Here is a 16,523-nt window from a genome sequence, read left to right on the forward strand (position 1 = left end):
CTCTCCTACATTATAAGCTAGTTATCGTGTAGTTCAATCCATTTGCCGTCAATTTGTTAAAAAATCCCTCTCTTTCTTTTGCTGCTTTCGATTATAATGAACAAGAAGGTGGTGACGCTTACATGTTTGAAAAACAATTCAATCATCGTACTCATGAAACATCGCTTGGTCCGGTGGAAATCGAAGGACCAGTCACAAGCCAGATCCTTGCTACTTACACACTCGATCCCGGGCTGACAGCTTTTCGACAACCAGCGGAGCAACACGAAGCACTCGTTGAGATCGCTGCGTTGGAAGAAGGACGCATCATCATCGCCCGACAAGGAAATGATATCATCGGCTACGTAACATTCCTGTATCCCGATCCGTATGAGACATGGAGCGAAGGGAACAATCCGTATATTTTAGAACTGGGTGCCATCGAAGTGGCAGCCCGTTTTCGGGGACAACAAATCGGTAAGAAACTCCTCGAAGTTTCGATGCTCGATCCGGCGATGGAACATTATTTGATTTTAACGACAGAATATTATTGGCACTGGGATTTAAAAGGAAGTGGTTTATCCGTTTGGGACTACCGCAAAATCATGGAAAAGATGATGAATCACGGTGGTTTGGTGTTTTTCCCGACGGACGATCCAGAAATCGCCTCGCATCCTGCCAATTGTTTAATGGCACGGATCGGTAAACATGTCGCACCTGAAGTCGTAGCGCATTTCGATGCCTTACGGCTCCGCCGTCGCTTCATGTACGATTAAGGAGGGATCGCATGTTAATCGAACAAATCATGAAGACACACTGTATCACCATCCAACCTACGAATTCAATTGCTCATGCGGCTGAGTTGATGCGCCGTCACAAAATCCGTCACTTGCCTGTGACGAACGCCCGTCAGGAACTGCTCGGGCTGATTGGTCTTCAGGAGATGCAAAGCGCAAGCAGCGTCTTTCACCCGGAAACTTTTTTGAAGGATCAGCAAAATGCTGTTTCAAGCATCATGCAACGAACACCCATCACCGCTCACCCGCTCGATTTCATCGAAGATGCGGCGGTCTTATTTTACGAACACCGTCTCTCCTGTCTTCCGATTGTGCGGGGACGAAGATTGGTCGGCTTAGTGACAGAGACGGATTTGTTGCGGACATTCGTCCAATTGACTGGTGCCCTTGAACCGAGTTCCCAAATCGAAGTCCGCGTCGAAAATACGGCAGGAACACTTGCTAAAATTGCCGGACTCCTGGCGAAAACAAACGTCAACATCCTAAACGTCCTGGTCTACCCGACAAATGATCCGTACGTCCGAATCGTCGCTTTTCGTGTCCAAACAATGAATCCAATCCGCGTCATCGAAAAATTACGAAAGGAAGGATTCGACGTCGTCGGTCCTGACATGAGCCGATGAAGGAGTTTGCTTATCTTTACAGCCCGGAAGAGGCCGCCTACCGGTTCTCCGACTCCCATCCGTTTAATCCGATCCGACTCGAATTGACCTTGTCGCTGTTGGAAGCAACCGGTGCTCTCGAGACCGTCGATTGCATCGTCCCCCGTCCGGCAACCGACGAGGAATTGTCGCTGATACACGATGCGGACTACATACAGGCGGTGAAACTCGCAGGACACGGCGAACTTTCTCCGATGAAGGCGCAAATGTACGGATTAGGGACTGAGGATACCCCGCTGTTTGACCAGATGCATGAGAGTGCGGCCTTGCTCGTCGGCGGAACGATTGAAGCATGCGAACTCGTCCTGTCCGGTCAATACCGGCGGACATTCCATATCGGAGGTGGACTGCATCACGGCTTTCGCGGACGGGCTTCCGGTTTTTGTATCTACAACGACACTGCCGTCGCGATGGCAGCCATGATTCAAAAATACGATTGCCGGATTTTATACGTCGATACCGATGCCCATCACGGTGATGGTGTTCAATGGGCGTTTTACAACCGGGCGGATGTCATGACATTGTCGCTTCACGAAACCGGACGTTACTTATTTCCCGGAACCGGAATGGTGACGGAGCGTGGAGCAGAGGAAGGCTACGGCTGGAGCTGGAATGTTCCCTTTGACGCTTTTACGGAAGACGCTTCTTTTTTGCAGGCTTACCGGACTGTTTTGTTCGAAGCATGCGAACTCTTTAAACCGGATCTCATCATTACTCAAAATGGTGCAGATGCACATGCCCTTGATCCCTTGACCCATCTGTCGTTAACGATGGAAAGCTACGAACAGATTCCTCAAATCGCTGTTGAGGCTGCTGACCGGTACACAGACGGCCGGATTGTCGCTTTAGGTGGCGGCGGGTACGATTGGTACCGCGTCGTCCCTCGCGCCTGGAGTCAAGTATTTGCTGCTTTAACGAATCAATCTCCCTTCCACGGGAATCTTCCGGAAGAATGGATTCAGCGATGGCAGAAAGAGAGTCCGACGGTTCCGGTGACATGGGCCGATCCTGTTCCGCTGTATCCGATGATTCCTCGTCGTCCGGAAATCGAAGAAAAAAACTGGGAGACCGTTAAACGATTACTGTGGCCGTTCATCGATGATTCTAAAAAAGAACACTTATCGTTCTCCTCCCCTTATTCAAATGATTAAAAATGTCTTGTTCTTTTCACAATTACTTCGTGGGCATTTCACAAGTTCTTGTTATACTGAATAAGCTTTCATTACTTTATTTAGTAAACGAAAATTGGGGGAATCCGTGTTGAAGAAAAAAACAATAGGCTTCATGGGGATGTTTTTCGCGACAGGACTTTTGCTTGCCGGATGCGCGAATGACAAACAAGCAATGGATCACGATACAATGCAAGGCTCGGGAAAAAAACCGGTCGACGTTACAGTTGATGTACCGGCGAAGACGATGGAAAACCAAAAAGTAGTTTTCCAAGCGACAGCACTTGAAAACAAAAAGGCTGTTAATCTGGAAAACGTAGCTTTCGAAGTCTGGAAAGCGGATGAAAAAGAAGCGGTTCATCAAAAGTTTAAAGCGGCATTAAAAAAGAAAGGTACTTATCAAGCCGAAGCCAAGCTTGCCGAAGGCGAATACGAAGGTCTTTATCATATCAATGATAAAAACGGACTCCACCATATGGATAAGATCTCATTCGTCGTCATGGATCACTCGCACGAAGGCACAAAAAAGAAGAAGACTGAACATGCACATGAACACGCTACCGTTGAAGGATTATCCGTTCATTACATGGGCGCTAAAACAATGAAAGCCGGGTCAAAACTTCCCGTCTCCTTTCATGTTTTCCTAAACGGCAAACCGCTCAAGGCAGATGTTCAAATTGAAGTCATCGAACCCGGTATCGAAAAACATACGTATCTGCCGCTCACTAAAAAATCGGATCAATACGTAGGTGAAGTCTCATTGACACATCCAGGAGAGACCATCGTCCGACTTCATGTCGAGAACGATCAATTACACCATCACCAAGACCAAACGATCGTCGTTAAACGATAAAAAAAGTCTGTTTCTTTTCCAATCGGAAAGGAACAGACTTTTTTAGATCAAGAACGTGTAGAATCCCGTTGTTCGATTCGGTGTGGTAACGTCACATCGTTTGTCTCGATTTCTTCTTTATTGAGGATTTTCGTCAACAAACGCATGGAAACGGCTCCGATATCATACATCGGTTGAACGACCGTCGTCAGTTTTGGACGAATCATCGTCGCAAGACGTGTGTTATCATGACCGATGACTTCAAAGTCTTCTGGAACTTGATGACCGGCATCTTGAAGAGCGTGAATGACACCAAGCGCCATTTCGTCTGTCCCTGCAAAAATCGCACGCGGACAAGCATCCCCGAGTTCAAGTAATTGGTTCATCGCCTTCATACCTGAATCGTACGTGTAGTTTCCAAGGACAACGTTTTGCTCATCAAACGGTAAATTAGCTTCTTCCAAGGCGCTCCGGTAGCCGGCAAATTTCTTTTCGCCATTAATTTGTTGTTCCAGTGGCCCAGTAATGAATCCGATCCGTTTATGACCATTGTCAATCAGAGATTTTACAGCATCATGTGCAGCACTTTCGTAATCAATATTAACGGCCGGCAAATCATAATCTTGGTTTAAAGTAGCCGCCAATACAATCGGAACAGGTGATGTTTTAAATTCACGGACAAGATCTTCATGAAGACGCCCGCCCATGAAGATGATTCCATCGACTTGTTTACCAAGTAACGTATTCAACAAATGAATTTCTTTTTCAGGATTTTGATCTGAGTTACATAGGATGATATTGTACTTATACATCGTTGCAACGTCTTCAATTCCCCGCGCTAAATCTGCAAAAAAGATATTTGAAATATCCGGTACGATAACCCCGACAGTCGTCGTTTTCTTACTGGCAAGACCTCGCGCGACGGCATTCGGACGGTAGCCGAGCTGGTCGATGGCATCCTGTACTTTTTTCCGTGTCGACGGTTTGACGTTCGGATTTCCATTCACTACACGCGAGACGGTCGCCATGGAGACGGCGGCTTCCCGTGCGACATCATAAATCGTTATATTACTGTTCAAAACAAATTCCTCCTTATTTTAGACAACCTTTTTGTTTTCATTCTTGTTTTCATTTTTAGGCAACACGAAAGGAAGACAGGAAAAGATAACTTTCTTTTCCCATTCTTCCCTCATTGTAAAACGTTTTCATTCGCTAAAGAACAGTCTTTTTAGAAAATCATTGAACGTTTAGTGCCGGAAAAGTAGAAGTCAGATTCTCTATGAACGAATCGAACTCATTAAAATCTAATTGTTGGTTTGCATCCGATAACGCAAGCGCCGGAAACGGATGGACTTCTACCATAACGGCATCAGCTCCGATCGCATACGCTGCTTTTGCAGTCGGAAGAAGTAAATCTTTACGGCCCGTCGAATGGGTTACATCGACCATGACCGGAAGATGCGTTTCTTGTTTGAGAATCGGAACGGCGGAGATATCGAGTGTATTGCGGGTCGCCCGTTCATACGTCCGAATTCCGCGTTCGCATAGGATCACCTGTTCATTTCCGCTTGCCATGATGTATTCCGCAGCGTACATGAATTCTTCAAGTGTAGCCGATAAGCCCCGCTTCAACAGCACCGGCTTGTTCGTCCGCCCTACTTCTTTCAATAAGTCAAAGTTCTGCATGTTGCGGGCACCGACTTGAATGATGTCTACGTAAGGAAGTGCTGATTCGACCGCGCTTGGCGTCATGATTTCAGAGATGACATGAAGACCATGCGCATCAGCTGCTTTTTTCAACATCTTTAATCCCTCTAATCCAAGACCTTGGAAATCGTATGGTGATGTCCGTGGTTTGTAAGCACCGCCACGCATGAATCGAACACCATGTTTCGCAAGTTGCTCTGCCACCTCAAACACCTGTTCTTCACTTTCGACTGCACATGGACCGGCAATCAATTGTTGGGAACCATCACCAATCACATCATCCCCGATGCGAATGATTGTATTCGTAGGTTTTTGTTTTCTCGAGACTAACAACTTCCGTGTCCGATCCTCCCCTTGAAGTTCAAGTGAGGCTTTAAAAATTTCTTTAAATACGTGCTGTAGGCGTCCTGTTTCAAATGGACCATGATTGCTCGCTGCAATCGATTCAAGCATCTGGCGTTCACGGACCGGATCATACCGGTCGATTCCCTGGGCACGTTTAACTTCACCAATTTCAACCGCTATTTCCCCTCGTTTATTAATTAACGCCAGCAACTCAGCGTTCACTAAATCAAGTTCATCCCGTAAACGTTTCAATTCTGCATGTTGATCCATTCTTCTACCACTCCCTAATCAGCATATAGCTCGTAATAGCAACTAATTATAGCGAACTCTTTTGCAATTGTATATAAAGAAAGCGTACTACCCGTTAAAAGTCAGGCAGTACGCTCCGATTCTTTATTTTTTAGGTTTCTTTTCATGGCTTAATTTTGACTGAGGATCGTTATCCTCATCTTCTGAATCATCCTGCTCTTCTTCGAGATGCTCACGGAAATCCGACAGTTCTGCAACGGTTTCTGTATCGAGTTGTTCTGCGACAGAAGCGCCGTCCACTTCATCCCCGATTTCACGTTCGATATCACGGACCAGTTGTTCCGCTTCTGCAAGTGCAGCATCGATGCTCGATTGGTCTTTTTCAAAACCGGCATATTGCGCCGCTTCCTGGACTGTCGGATTCTTTTTCGCTTTTTCAATGACAGGTGCTGCTTTATCTTTTGCTAATTGAATCCATTCGCCTACGAGTGGTTCTGCTTTTTCGCGAACGACCTGTGTCTGTTCGTTTAAACGTTGGCGTGCCGGTGCTGTCCGCTCATCAAGCATTCCGCGCATTTCACGACCCGATTTCGGACTTGATAATAAAGCCGCTGCTGCGCCGATTAGTCCACCGACGATGATGCCGGCAAGGAATCCGCCACCTTTAGAAGTATCTTGTGCTTGGTATGGATGTTGTTTTGTCATTATGAACGATCTCCCTTCAACTCATCTGGAATACTCTCGACATCCGGGACAGAAACGATTTCCGGTGTAACCGGTGTTTCTGCTTTTTTACGGAAGCGACGACGCGGTTTCTTTTCGACTGTTGTTGTAGCTGTTGTCGAAGAGGTCACGTCTTGGCCTGGTTCAGGCTTATTTTTTTTAAACAGTTCAACCGCGACTGATCCCCAACGGACAGCTTGTGCGATTTGTTCTTTGTTTGTATCGGCAGCACCTGCGACCGTGTCAGACACAGTACGAACTGAATCTGTTACTTTATTGAGCGATGTTCCGAGTTCTTCGATCGAGTTCGCAACCGGTGCAAGTAATTCTGTTTTTTCTTCAATCGTATCGACAAGACGGTTCGTTTTGTGTAACAACGCTGTCGTCTCCATCATGATGCCGTCTAATTGACGCTCAAGCCCTGCTGTCGTATCTGCTACGTTGTTAAGTGTCTTGCCTGCTGCGCTCAATACGCGTGCGAGGAAGATGACGAGTACTACGAATGCAATCGCAGCAACCAGTCCGGCAATTCCGCCTAATGTAATTTCCATGGTTCGTGCCTCCAATTTCTTTTGCTAGTGTCTAGTTGGTAGTTCGACGTCGGAGAAGTTGTTCCTGCTACTCCAAATGGTTTATTTCCGTTACAATGATAAATGAAACCTACATACATCATTTTGAGGAGGAACTTTTCATGCGTGACCCGCGCCTAACACAACTCGCAACGAATCTTATCAATTATTCAGTAGCACTTGCTCCTGGTGAAAAAGTCTTGATCGAGAATTTCGGAATCGAACGTGAACTTGTCGAAGCACTCGTTGATGCCGCTTATGAAGCCGGCGGTCTTCCATTCGTCCTCTTAAAGGATAACCGTGTGTTACGGAAATTGTACCGCAATGCGTCGGAAGAACAACTTCAGTTGATGGCAGACATCGAACAAAAACAAATGCAGGCGATGGATGCTTATATCGGTCTGCGTGCAGGAGACAATATCAATGAACTTTCCGATGTCCCGTCTGACAAAATGAAGCTGTACGGTAAAACGCTCGGTAAAATGCATACCGAAGATCGTGTCAAAGGTACGAAATGGGTCGTATTGCGCTTCCCGACGACTTCAATGGCCCAACTGGCGAACCAGTCGACAGAAGCTTTCGAAGATTTCTACTTCGATGTCTGTACGCTCGATTACGCGAAGATGGGTGAAGCGATGACGCCCCTCGTCGATTTGATGAATAAAACAGACCGCGTTCGTCTCGTCGGTCCCGGAACAGACCTGACTTTCTCAATCAAAGACATTCCAGCCATCAAGTGTGCCGGCAATGCCAATATTCCGGACGGAGAAGTCTTTACGGCACCGGTCAAAGATTCAATCAACGGAACGATTTCATACAATACACCTTCCCCTTACCAGGGCTTTACCTTCGAGAACGTCAAACTGACGTTTAAAGACGGAAAAATCGTCGAAGCGACTGCGAATGATACGGAACGCATCAACCAAGTATTTGATACAGATGCCGGAGCTCGTTTCGTCGGAGAATTCGCAATCGGTGTCAACCCATTCATCCAACACCCGATGAAAGATATCTTGTTTGATGAAAAAATCGACGGCAGTTTCCACTTTACGCCTGGTCAAGCATATGCCGAGGCATACAACGGAAACGACTCATCCATCCATTGGGATCTCGTGAACATCCAACGTCCTGATTACGGCGGCGGAGAAATCTGGTTTGATGATGTTTTGATTCGCAAAGACGGTCGCTTCGTTTTACCTGAACTCGACGTCTTGAATCCTGAAAACTTAAAGTAAGGGAAAACGGATGGCTTATTCCACATAGGATGAAGCCATCCGCTTTTTTAAGTTATTTTTTTAATGTCGCGCGCAACATCCAAATTTGTTTCTCGATTTCTTTTGCTTGTGCCAGCAAATCATCTTCAACCGTTACGTCTTGCGATTCAAGATGAACGATTGCATCTAGCATTTCTTTGCGAATCTGTTGGAAATCACTGATGACCGACTCCACCATTTCATCTGCCGATAAACCCGGTTTTGCTTCTTCAAGCGTCGTCTGCTCTAAATATTCCTTCAGCGTCGCAGAAGGCATTCCATTGTTCATCAACAGACGTTCTGCCACGACATCATATTGTTCTGAAACCCAAGTGTATAACTCTTCAAGTTTTACATGCAGCGTCAAGAAATCAGGACCTTTAATGTACCAGTGGTAGTTATGAAGTTTTACAAACAGTACCCCGTAGTTTGCCACCTGTTGGTTTAAAGCACTCTTAGCGTGATTACTAATCATGATCGATCTCTCCTCTCATAAAACTGTGTTTTGTTCTATATCGTCTTTATCCTTAAATAACAAAACTTAAACATGATTTCATGGGAGATTCTTTCAGAGACCGATAATGAAATTCCTTACTGGGATCGTTTTAATCCCTTGAGCATATAGCCTCCTTTGAAATCAACGGAATCAAATGCGACAAGAAAAGCTTTTGGTTCATATTCCTCGACCAGATTACGCAACACTTTCATTCTCGTCCGGGCTGCTAGTACATCCAGACGGTATCGAATTCCATCACGGCCCTGCCCTTGATAATGCGTGACTCCGAATCCGTTATCCCGGATGACCTGAATCAGCTCTGCTGGGAAGTCCTGTGTATGCACTTGAATCATGTTGTATCCGATTGCCAGCTTCCGTTCGACGAATCCTCCGATCAGAATTCCAAGCCCGAATCCAAGGGCGTAGACAATCATGCCGACTGTCGTCAAGTCACGGAATACGATTCCGAGCGCAAAGATATAAATCAACGTTTCAACCGTTCCTAACACACCTGCAATGATAGTTCTTCCTTTGACGAGCATGATGGTACGTAGTGTCAAAACAGGTACGTAAATCAGCTGCAACAGTAAGATGAGTAAAATTTGTCCCATGACGTCTTTCCTTTCTAAATAACATACCCCCACTATTCCAAAAATCAATTCAAGATGCAATCAAAAATTCAACAGATTTCTCCTCAAAATCACTTCCGATTTTTTGTTTCACGAAACCGACAAAAAAGACGCTGACAAATGAATGTCAGCGCCTGTTTATACTTCACGATATTACTTTGCGTTCTCGTACTGGTGTTGATACGTTTGAATGTCTCCTGCTCCCATAAAGAGCAACACGGCATTTTCATGTTTACGTAAAATCGATACATTGTCCCGCGTCAAAATATCAGACCCCGGCACTTTATCTTGTAAATCTTCTACACGGACTTGCCCTTCTTGCTCACGTGCCGATCCAAAGATTTCACACAGATAAGTAGCATCCGCCTCACGTAATGATGTCGCAAAATCATCCATGAATGACTTTAAGCGGGTATACGTATGCGGTTGGAAAATCGCTACGACTTCACGATCCGGATATTTCTTGCGTGCCGATTCAATCGTCGCACTGATTTCTTTCGGGTGATGCGCGTAGTCGTCAACAAGGATTTGCGAACCGAAGTTTGTTTCGCTAAAACGACGTTTCACTCCACCGAATGTAGACAGACGTGCAGCGACTTCTTCTTTGTTCAGTCCTTCATACTGGCAGATCGCAATGACAGACAACGCATTCAAGACATGGTGTCGGCCAAAACCAGGAATCAGGAACGTCCCGTAAAAATCATCCCGGAGATAGACATCAAATGATGTTCCGTCCGGCGTCGACGTCGCGTTTTCTGCACGGAAATCATTATTTTCTCCAAAACCATAATACAGAATCGGAACATTCGCCTGAAGGTTTTGCAGGTGCTCGTCATCTCCACAAGCAACGATTGCTTGTTTGACCTGCATCGCCATCTCTTGGAATGCCGAGACGACGTCGTCGATTCCCGTAAAGTAGTCAGAATGGTCGAAGTCAATGTTCGTCATGATGGCATAGTCCGGTTTGTAATATAAGAAGTGGCGTTTGTACTCGCACGCTTCAAAGACAAATGCTTTTGCTTCTGCCACACCGGCACCTGTTCCATCACCAATCAGAAATGCCGTTGGTGTAATTCCACTCAAGACGTGCGAGAGTAAACCAGTCGTCGATGTTTTACCATGTGATCCTGTAATCGCAACAGACCGATACTCATCTGCTAAATGCCCCAAGAAATCGTAATAGTGATAAATCGTCAAATCCAGTTCCTTTGCCCGAGCAATTTCTGGATGGTCATCCCCAAAAGCATTCCCTTGGATGATGACTTGATCTTCTTTAATGTTTTCCGCACTAAACGGGAAAAACGGAATTCCTTTTGCCCGTAAGGCATCCTCTGTAAAAATATGCTTGTCAATATCAGAACCTTGTACTTGATGATTCATTTCATGCAGTACTTGGGCGAGCGCACTCATCCCTGTTCCTTTAATCCCTACAAAATGATAATTTGTCATATATGAGCCCTCCAATTCACGTTCCGGTCCGTACCATCGGGCTTGGGTACAAAACCTGTACCATTATAGCAAACCGACTTATTTTTTACCATGTAAATTATTTTGTTCCCGACGTGCACGATACATCGCCATCAAGTCCTTCGTCGTCATCACGACGTTTACCGGCGGACCGACCGGCTTTTTGATTTGAATCGACTGGTTTGCCGTCGGTTCTGTTTCCACTGCAACTACTTGCTTCATTTCATCAACTGAAGCGTCGTCGGCAGAGAGCGGTTCTTCCATCTGAGAATCCACGTGTACCATATCTGTTGAGGACGGAATGGTTTCTGTTTCTTCCTGTACCGTCTGATCTGCTAAAGGAACCTCAGGAGTCGCTTCGATTTGCGTTTCCACTGTTTCTTCTTTGTCGGTTTCTTCTGCAACTGTTTCTTCTACCGTATCTTCTTTGTCCGTTTCTTCTGCACCCGGATTTTCTGCTTCTTCAACTGCATCCTCTTCTTCTTCAGGAAGAAGAGTTTCTGTTGACGCTTGTGCTTCGACTTGATTTTCGACAATATCCTCCGGCGAAGAATTTTCTTCAATCGACGGTTCCGGAACGAGAATCTCTGAATCTGTCATCGGTACTAAGCCAGCATCCGCTTCGGTTAGATCCGTCTGTTCCATCGTCTCGATCCGCGACCCTTCGTTCAATTCCTCTGTCTCATGTTCAAGCGACTCTTCTGATGACTTTTCCTCTTCATGTACACTTGAAACATCGACTTCAGATTCGTCCGAATGGATTTCCTCTTGGATCGACCGTTGCTTTTTAGGTCGTTGGAATCCGTAAATAGGCGATGGAACATCCGTCAACACGAATCGATCTTCACGTTCTTCTTTTTTGGGACGTTCGACGGGTTTCGTTTCTTTTTCGCCTGCTAATTCACGTCGAATCCGTGCTGCTTGTTCCTTTAACGACTGCTCATAACGATTGCTCATTCCCTCACCCCTCCATCTTGTTAAAAAATCGGCCGAATTATCGACCGATTAAAAATGCTTCCCCCGTTTTCGCGGTATCTTCGAGTACAAGAATTCCTTTTTCCTGCGGTGCATCCGGCAATGCCAGTTCCCGGGCAGAACAAAGCATTCCGCTAGAAGCCACTCCACGTAAAGCGGAAGGACGAATAATCAATCCGGACGGCATGACCGCCCCCGGTTTAGCGACGACTACTTTTTGTCCGGCGGCAACATTAGGTGCCCCGCAGACGATTTGCAGTGTCTGACCATCCACCTCTACCTGACAAACCGACAACTTGTCCGCATCTGGATGTTTTTCGGCAGATGCTACGAATCCGACGACGAATTTAGGTGAATAATCAATTTCACGTGCTTCAAAATTGATTCCATTTTCTCCTAGTACGCGTTGAATCGTTTCAACAATTTCCGGTGTCAAGTCGACCGGTCCTACAGCATTTAATTCAAACTGGTTTGATGCTTCGAAGATGTTATAGCCAATTACGTCTTCGCCATGGAAAATCGTTGCTACATCGCCTTTTCTTTCGGCAGTGATTTCAGCGCGGGGTGCATCTGCTAAGATGACCATCAAGACGTCTCCGACACCTTCTTTATTATAAAAAACATTCATGCAATCCATGACTCCCTTCAAACTTTCTCACAATGCCTATTGTAGCAGATTATTCAGCTTTTCGGATGCTTGTTTTTTGCAAGGACGAAGACAGGTTCGAGTCTGCCTTCTTCGTACATGAAAGGAAGTGCCGTTACCGGAACCCGTCCGTTCGTGAAGAAGTCAAACATCAATTGTTGCAGAACATCGTATCCCGCGTCGTTTCGAATGTCAGCAAAGATCAGCACGTCCTGATGCGGAATTCCGACAGCAAACTCTCCTGTCATTTTTTCAGCGTAATCGCTCAATAATTGTTTGTTTAAGACACGACTCGCTTCGTAGCCGTCACCCGTACTCAAGAAATAAAAGATATTCCCGGCCACTTCATCCATCTTAAACGGCGCTTCGAGTGATTTTAAATTAAACCGCGCTGCCTCTGACAAATGTTCGGTCGTCCATCCTGCTTGATTCAACAATTCTTCGTCAATCAACCGGTACGTAGCCCCTAAATCAAGCGCGTACATGATTTTCGTTTCACCGGTATGTGGTGTACTGATGATTTTTTTGCCATCTTTCGTCTCATCGGCAAAAGATTTTGCCCGAATGACAGGGAAGACCCGTTGTTCATGACCAATCAGCGAAACCGGTTCCGTCTGCTCCAAAACGGCTTTAATGTATTCGATCGTCTCTTCGACCGCTATGACACCGCGACGCTTTGCTTTCGCTACAAGCGGATTCAATCCCAGATCGACTCCTGTCCGATCCTGTTTGCGTTCGATGCGGAGAACCGATTTTTCCCGATCGAAATACGTTGTATATTGAGTGGTATCAAATGCCTCCGTAACGAGGCGGCGAATTTGTTGTAGTTCCATGAATCCATTTCATCCTTTCCTATTAAAAAAAGCGAGTCAGCGCTCGCTTTTGTTTCAGACTGTTTCTAAAAATGCGGTCACCTGTTCAGGTGTTTTTCGTTCTTTCCCGACATAACGACCCGTTTCTTCATTTTCACGATACGCAACAAAGCTCGGAATTCCGAAGATGTCCATTTCCTGGGCAATTTCAATGTGCTGATCGCGGTCGACGTAATAAAAATTAAATTCACTGAACGTCTGTTCCATTTCCGGCATGAAGGGATCTAAAAACCGGCAATCCGGGCACCAATCCGCTGAAAAGAGGAAAATCGATTTTTCTTTTTTCGCTTGATCAAATTGTTCTTTCGATTCTAATTTTTTCATCTGTTACACTCCTTCAATACTTGCTTTTTCATTGGCTCCATCATAGCATATTCGAATGTTTCTGTGCGTTTTCGTGCTCTGTTTGCTATACTGCAACTAGAAAATGTCCTGAAAGGAAATTATTATGACTGATCAACCTGTTAAGCATCCTTTTGAACGATTTGTTGGTTTTGTCGGCATGACAAGCTGTCTCCGGTACGGCTATTCGTTTATCGATTCCGAACGTAGCCTGCCTCAAATCCTGATCCTTCTTGTAATCGGATTTGCCATCATCATGTTGCTCGAAGCAATCGGGAAACGGCTCGCCAGAAAATTGCCGATCGTTCGGATGCGGTATTTGATTCCGCTCTATCTTTTATACTTGTATGTCTTTTTCACCAGTTTTTACTCCAGTGCGTTCGGCTTTTCACTGTGAACATGAAGGGACTGACTTTTGAGTCATTCTCTACAAAAAAGCAAGGGTGGCAGAATGATAATCTGCCACCCTTGCTTATCTACTCTTCGAAAAAATTTGTTCATCAATACTCGATTTTCAGATCCCCGTCTTTAATCCGTCCCATGCGACGGAGGATACGGTAAATCAAATAACTGATCAGTGCTGGTGCCAGGAAACACAATACGAAAACCGCTAAGTAGTACTCGCCTTCGAATCCCATCGTTTTTAGCATCATCAGTGGACCGACCAGTCCGCTTGTCCCCATACCCGATCCTTCAGCATTACTTTCGAGCGTCAATAAAACGGTCGCGAACGGTGCGAGCAGTGCGCCCGCCAGTGTCGGCGGGACAATCGTCCATGGATTTCGAATGATATTACCCACTTGTAACATCGACGTGCCGATTCCTTGGGCAATGAAACCCCCAATCCCGTTATCGCGATAACTGATGACACCGAAACCGATCATTTGTGCGGCACAGCCGATCGTTGCAGCACCGGCTGCCAGTCCATCCAGACCTAACATGATTCCGAGAGCTGCACTCGAGATGGGAGCCGTCAAAGCGAGACCCATGACGGTCGCTACAAAAATCCCCATGACTAAAGGTTCTCTTTCTGTTCCCCACCGGATGATTTCCCCTAAATCGGTCATCAGCGTTCCAATCCAAGCTCCGACATATTTTCCACTCACAAAACCGATGAGCAAGGTGATGAATGGCGTCAAAATGATATCGAGTCGCGTCGTTTTTGAGATCAGTTTTCCGATTTCGGTCGCAATGACGGCTGCCACGTAACTTCCGGCAGGACCTCCCGCTTCGTAACCAAAGGCACCGACCGCAACGGCTGAAAACAAGACAAGCGGCGGAGCTTCGAGCGCAAAGGCAACCGCTACTCCGATTGCCGGCCCTGTCAGTGCGATAGCCTGCTGCCCGACCGTGACGAGTATTTCCGCATCGATTCCTTTTGTGATTAACCCTTCACCAATCGTCTTTAAAATTAGTCCCATAATCAAAGAACTGAATAATCCTAATGCCATATAACTGAGTACCGTAATAAAATATACTTTCGGACTGAGTAAAATTCCTTTTCTTTTTAACAAGCTGCCACTTCCTTCTGTTTAAAATCAGATTCATTATAACAAACTCTAAAAAAAGGTCATACATTTGTTTTTCATCTGACAAGACAGTTGAAACCAAAAAAGAGGATCGCAACGATCCCCTCTTCTATCACGTTCATTTAATTTGTAACGTCGCAAGTGTCGTCGCATCCAGTTGCGTGACCAGTTTCTTCAGTAATTCTTTTGCCGCATCATAGTCATCCGTGTGCATGATTGAAGCATGTGTATGGATATAACGTGCCGGAAGACCGACGACCGTCGTTGGAATTCCGTTGTTCGAACGATGGATGACGCCTCCGTCCGTTCCACCTGCTCCGACGTAATATTGATACGGAATATTGTTCGATTCCGCTGTATCGAGCACATAATCCGTCATTTCTTTCGATAAAATCATGACGCTGTCTTTAATACGTAACAACGGTCCTTGACCAAGCTGACCGAATTCCGTTTTATCTCCTGAAGCATCGTTGGCCGGTGAGGCGTCGACGACAAAAGCAACATCCGGATCAATCAGATTGGTGGACGTTTGTGCACCGCGCAAGCCGACTTCTTCTTGAACCGTTGCACCTGAGAATAAGACGTTCGGATGATCCGCTGCTGTCGTTTCTTCCAACAACTCAATTGCCATCCCGACGCCGTAGCGGTTGTCCCATGCTTTGGCCATGATTTTTTTCGGGTTCGCCATCGGTGTGAACGGGAAAAACGGGACAGCCGGAATACCCGGACGAATACCAAAGGATTCCGCTTCTTCTTTTGAGTCTGCCCCGACATCGATGAACATATCTTTGATCGCCATCGGTTTATTCCGGACTTCATCCGTCAGCAGATGTGGTGGTGTTGACGCAATGACACCGGGAATGATCCCGTTATCGCCGCAAATCGAAAAACGTTGTGCAAGCAGAACCTGACTCCACCAGCCACCGAGCGGTTGAATCCGGAGCATCCCGTTTTTCGTAATCTGTGTGACCATGAAAGCTACTTCATCCATATGACCGGCAACCATAACTTTCGGACCATCCGCCTGACCCGTGCGTTTTCCGAAAATTGAACCAAGACCGTCCATGACGATTTCATCCGTCACCGGTGTAATCCGTTCTTTCACAAAGCGTCTGACATCATGTTCAAACCCGGGTGCACCGTTCAATTCTGTCAATGTTCGAAACAAGTCTCTTGTTTTTTCATTCATATGTATCCCCTCCTGTTCATTCATTATACAAAATTTTGCTTCAATCACTTAACCTTTTGTTTCTCACTGGACGGATTATTTGGTACAGTAGGA

Annotated in this window: 19 protein-coding genes; 6 read left to right on the top strand and 13 right to left on the bottom strand. The window is 45.9% G+C overall.

Features of this window, described 5'->3' with window-relative positions; all coding sequences use genetic code 11:
• Nucleotides 1-122 precede the first annotated feature (122 nt).
• The 4 genes from KNP91_RS07340 (at nucleotide 123) to KNP91_RS07355 (ending at nucleotide 3,460) form a co-directional block, all read left to right on the top strand.
• Nucleotides 123-755 (top strand): GNAT family N-acetyltransferase, encoded by a 633-nt coding sequence (locus KNP91_RS07340; protein ID WP_214767128.1) that lies wholly within the window; start codon nucleotides 123-125, stop codon nucleotides 753-755.
• Between the two features lie 11 nt (nucleotides 756-766).
• The gene (locus KNP91_RS07345; RefSeq protein ID WP_012371108.1) at nucleotides 767-1,399 is read left to right on the top strand and encodes an acetoin utilization AcuB family protein; all 633 of its coding nucleotides are present in this window, start codon (nucleotides 767-769) and stop codon (nucleotides 1,397-1,399) included.
• Entirely contained in the window at nucleotides 1,396-2,589 is a 1,194-nt protein-coding gene (locus KNP91_RS07350; RefSeq protein ID WP_214849446.1) for an acetoin utilization protein AcuC, read from the top strand. The genes KNP91_RS07345 and KNP91_RS07350 overlap by 4 nt, the downstream gene beginning before the upstream one ends.
• Before the next feature lie 106 nt (nucleotides 2,590-2,695).
• The gene (locus tag KNP91_RS07355; protein WP_214767124.1) at nucleotides 2,696-3,460 is read left to right on the top strand and encodes a FixH family protein; all 765 of its coding nucleotides are present in this window, start codon (nucleotides 2,696-2,698) and stop codon (nucleotides 3,458-3,460) included.
• Between the two features lie 47 nt (nucleotides 3,461-3,507).
• Here KNP91_RS07355 and ccpA read toward each other — a convergent pair whose 3' ends face one another.
• From ccpA to KNP91_RS07375, 4 genes are all read right to left on the bottom strand, one after another.
• On the bottom strand, nucleotides 3,508-4,518 hold the full coding sequence (gene ccpA / locus KNP91_RS07360; RefSeq protein ID WP_114595232.1) for a catabolite control protein A: 1,011 nt from the start codon (nucleotides 4,516-4,518) through the stop codon (nucleotides 3,508-3,510).
• Between the two features lie 157 nt (nucleotides 4,519-4,675).
• Nucleotides 4,676-5,761, bottom strand: coding sequence for a bifunctional 3-deoxy-7-phosphoheptulonate synthase/chorismate mutase (locus KNP91_RS07365; RefSeq protein ID WP_012371112.1), 1,086 nt, complete (start codon nucleotides 5,759-5,761; stop codon nucleotides 4,676-4,678).
• Between the two features lie 123 nt (nucleotides 5,762-5,884).
• Nucleotides 5,885-6,445, bottom strand: coding sequence for a YtxH domain-containing protein (locus tag KNP91_RS07370; protein WP_012371113.1), 561 nt, complete (start codon nucleotides 6,443-6,445; stop codon nucleotides 5,885-5,887).
• A complete protein-coding gene (locus KNP91_RS07375; protein ID WP_114595229.1) occupies nucleotides 6,445-7,014 on the bottom strand; it encodes a DUF948 domain-containing protein in 570 nt (189 codons plus the stop codon). Before KNP91_RS07375 ends, KNP91_RS07370 begins: the two co-directional genes overlap by 1 nt.
• Before the next feature lie 140 nt (nucleotides 7,015-7,154).
• Here KNP91_RS07375 and KNP91_RS07380 point away from each other — a divergent pair, with 140 nt between their 5' ends.
• On the top strand, nucleotides 7,155-8,267 hold the full coding sequence (locus KNP91_RS07380) for an aminopeptidase (protein ID WP_214849448.1): 1,113 nt from the start codon (nucleotides 7,155-7,157) through the stop codon (nucleotides 8,265-8,267).
• Between the two features lie 52 nt (nucleotides 8,268-8,319).
• Here the strand turns inward: KNP91_RS07380 and KNP91_RS07385 are convergent, their stop codons facing one another.
• The 7 genes from KNP91_RS07385 to KNP91_RS07415 all read right to left on the bottom strand — a co-directional run bounded on the left by KNP91_RS07385 (nucleotide 8,320) and on the right by KNP91_RS07415 (nucleotide 13,694).
• Entirely contained in the window at nucleotides 8,320-8,760 is a 441-nt protein-coding gene (locus KNP91_RS07385; RefSeq protein ID WP_012371116.1) for a Dps family protein, read from the bottom strand.
• Between the two features lie 116 nt (nucleotides 8,761-8,876).
• A complete protein-coding gene (locus tag KNP91_RS07390; protein WP_012371117.1) occupies nucleotides 8,877-9,392 on the bottom strand; it encodes a DUF2179 domain-containing protein in 516 nt (171 codons plus the stop codon).
• A 171-nt stretch (nucleotides 9,393-9,563) separates the two neighbouring features.
• Complete coding sequence (gene murC, locus KNP91_RS07395; protein ID WP_012371118.1) at nucleotides 9,564-10,859, bottom strand: UDP-N-acetylmuramate--L-alanine ligase; 1,296 nt, start codon at nucleotides 10,857-10,859, stop codon at nucleotides 9,564-9,566.
• A 78-nt stretch (nucleotides 10,860-10,937) separates the two neighbouring features.
• A complete protein-coding gene (locus tag KNP91_RS07400) occupies nucleotides 10,938-11,834 on the bottom strand; it encodes a hypothetical protein (protein ID WP_214849450.1) in 897 nt (298 codons plus the stop codon).
• Nucleotides 11,835-11,871: 37 nt separating this feature from the next.
• Entirely contained in the window at nucleotides 11,872-12,480 is a 609-nt protein-coding gene (gene ytpR / locus KNP91_RS07405) for a YtpR family tRNA-binding protein (RefSeq protein ID WP_214767118.1), read from the bottom strand.
• Between the two features lie 53 nt (nucleotides 12,481-12,533).
• Complete coding sequence (locus KNP91_RS07410; RefSeq protein ID WP_012371121.1) at nucleotides 12,534-13,331, bottom strand: DUF1444 domain-containing protein; 798 nt, start codon at nucleotides 13,329-13,331, stop codon at nucleotides 12,534-12,536.
• 54 nt (nucleotides 13,332-13,385) lie between these two features.
• Complete coding sequence (locus KNP91_RS07415; protein WP_012371122.1) at nucleotides 13,386-13,694, bottom strand: thioredoxin family protein; 309 nt, start codon at nucleotides 13,692-13,694, stop codon at nucleotides 13,386-13,388.
• A 124-nt stretch (nucleotides 13,695-13,818) separates the two neighbouring features.
• Here KNP91_RS07415 and KNP91_RS07420 point away from each other — a divergent pair, with 124 nt between their 5' ends.
• Nucleotides 13,819-14,109: a hypothetical protein gene (locus tag KNP91_RS07420; RefSeq protein ID WP_214849452.1), complete on the top strand. Its 291-nt coding sequence runs from the start codon at nucleotides 13,819-13,821 to the stop codon at nucleotides 14,107-14,109.
• A 103-nt stretch (nucleotides 14,110-14,212) separates the two neighbouring features.
• Here KNP91_RS07420 and KNP91_RS07425 read toward each other — a convergent pair whose 3' ends face one another.
• Both KNP91_RS07425 and KNP91_RS07430 read right to left on the bottom strand, forming a co-directional pair.
• Nucleotides 14,213-15,226, bottom strand: a complete 1,014-nt coding sequence (locus KNP91_RS07425) for a PTS sugar transporter subunit IIC (protein WP_214767114.1) — start codon at nucleotides 15,224-15,226, stop codon at nucleotides 14,213-14,215.
• Between the two features lie 133 nt (nucleotides 15,227-15,359).
• Entirely contained in the window at nucleotides 15,360-16,430 is a 1,071-nt protein-coding gene (locus KNP91_RS07430) for a M42 family metallopeptidase (RefSeq protein WP_214849454.1), read from the bottom strand.
• Nucleotides 16,431-16,523 lie beyond the last annotated feature (93 nt).

The organism is Exiguobacterium sp. s138 (assembly GCF_018618775.1).
Taxonomy (GTDB): Bacteria; Bacillota; Bacilli; order Exiguobacteriales; family Exiguobacteriaceae; genus Exiguobacterium_A; species Exiguobacterium_A artemiae.

What these genes read in the sequence shown, in the direction of transcription:
- KNP91_RS07340 (WP_214767128.1), top strand. Translation starts at nt 123, where the DNA reads ATGTTTGAAAAACAATTCAATCATCGTACTCATGAAACATCGCTTGGT.
- KNP91_RS07345 (WP_012371108.1), top strand. Translation starts at nt 767, where the DNA reads ATGTTAATCGAACAAATCATGAAGACACACTGTATCACCATCCAACCT.
- KNP91_RS07350 (WP_214849446.1), top strand. Translation starts at nt 1,396, where the DNA reads ATGAAGGAGTTTGCTTATCTTTACAGCCCGGAAGAGGCCGCCTACCGG.
- KNP91_RS07365 (WP_012371112.1), bottom strand. Translation starts at nt 5,761, where the DNA reads ATGGATCAACATGCAGAATTGAAACGTTTACGGGATGAACTTGATTTA.
- KNP91_RS07370 (WP_012371113.1), bottom strand. Translation starts at nt 6,445, where the DNA reads ATGACAAAACAACATCCATACCAAGCACAAGATACTTCTAAAGGTGGC.
- KNP91_RS07375 (WP_114595229.1), bottom strand. Translation starts at nt 7,014, where the DNA reads ATGGAAATTACATTAGGCGGAATTGCCGGACTGGTTGCTGCGATTGCA.
- KNP91_RS07380 (WP_214849448.1), top strand. Translation starts at nt 7,155, where the DNA reads ATGCGTGACCCGCGCCTAACACAACTCGCAACGAATCTTATCAATTAT.
- KNP91_RS07385 (WP_012371116.1), bottom strand. Translation starts at nt 8,760, where the DNA reads ATGATTAGTAATCACGCTAAGAGTGCTTTAAACCAACAGGTGGCAAAC.
- KNP91_RS07390 (WP_012371117.1), bottom strand. Translation starts at nt 9,392, where the DNA reads ATGGGACAAATTTTACTCATCTTACTGTTGCAGCTGATTTACGTACCT.
- murC (WP_012371118.1), bottom strand. Translation starts at nt 10,859, where the DNA reads ATGACAAATTATCATTTTGTAGGGATTAAAGGAACAGGGATGAGTGCG.
- KNP91_RS07400 (WP_214849450.1), bottom strand. Translation starts at nt 11,834, where the DNA reads ATGAGCAATCGTTATGAGCAGTCGTTAAAGGAACAAGCAGCACGGATT.
- ytpR (WP_214767118.1), bottom strand. Translation starts at nt 12,480, where the DNA reads ATGAATGTTTTTTATAATAAAGAAGGTGTCGGAGACGTCTTGATGGTC.
- KNP91_RS07410 (WP_012371121.1), bottom strand. Translation starts at nt 13,331, where the DNA reads ATGGAACTACAACAAATTCGCCGCCTCGTTACGGAGGCATTTGATACC.
- KNP91_RS07415 (WP_012371122.1), bottom strand. Translation starts at nt 13,694, where the DNA reads ATGAAAAAATTAGAATCGAAAGAACAATTTGATCAAGCGAAAAAAGAA.
- KNP91_RS07420 (WP_214849452.1), top strand. Translation starts at nt 13,819, where the DNA reads ATGACTGATCAACCTGTTAAGCATCCTTTTGAACGATTTGTTGGTTTT.
- KNP91_RS07430 (WP_214849454.1), bottom strand. Translation starts at nt 16,430, where the DNA reads ATGAATGAAAAAACAAGAGACTTGTTTCGAACATTGACAGAATTGAAC.